General features: G+C 45.9%; 1 protein-coding gene. It reads right to left on the bottom strand.

The window, feature by feature from the left end:
* A partial coding sequence (locus tag BHE85_RS19880; protein ID WP_069673647.1) for a transposase occupies positions 1-257 on the bottom strand: 257 nt, incomplete at its 3' end.
* Positions 258-296: the final 39 nt, after the last annotated feature.

Below are 296 nucleotides of genomic sequence, written 5' to 3'. Positions count from 1 at the left end.
TTTTTTAATATATCTCGCTCAAGGCGAGCTTCATTTAACGCCTTACGCAGTTGCAGAATTTCAGATTCCAGTTCAGCCACCGTGCGGGAACCAGGAGTACCGAGCCCTTTTCTGGCGGCGGTAACCCATTGTCCTAAAGTGCCTTCAGGAAGGGATAATCGGGAAGCGCCTTCACTGATCGAAAGTTGATTTTCAAGAACCGTTCTGACAGCTTCGGCTTTGAACTCTTTAGAGTAACGTTGGTTTTTTCTGCTCATTATTAGCTCCTTCTGATGCCATTCTATTTCAGGAAGGAG

The sequence above is a fragment of the Shigella sp. FC1567 genome, from assembly GCF_001743015.1.
GTDB lineage: Bacteria > Pseudomonadota > Gammaproteobacteria > Enterobacterales > Enterobacteriaceae > Escherichia > Escherichia coli.
The sequence above is the reverse complement of the archived record's forward strand: the minus strand, read 5'-3'. Positions and strand labels throughout refer to the sequence as shown.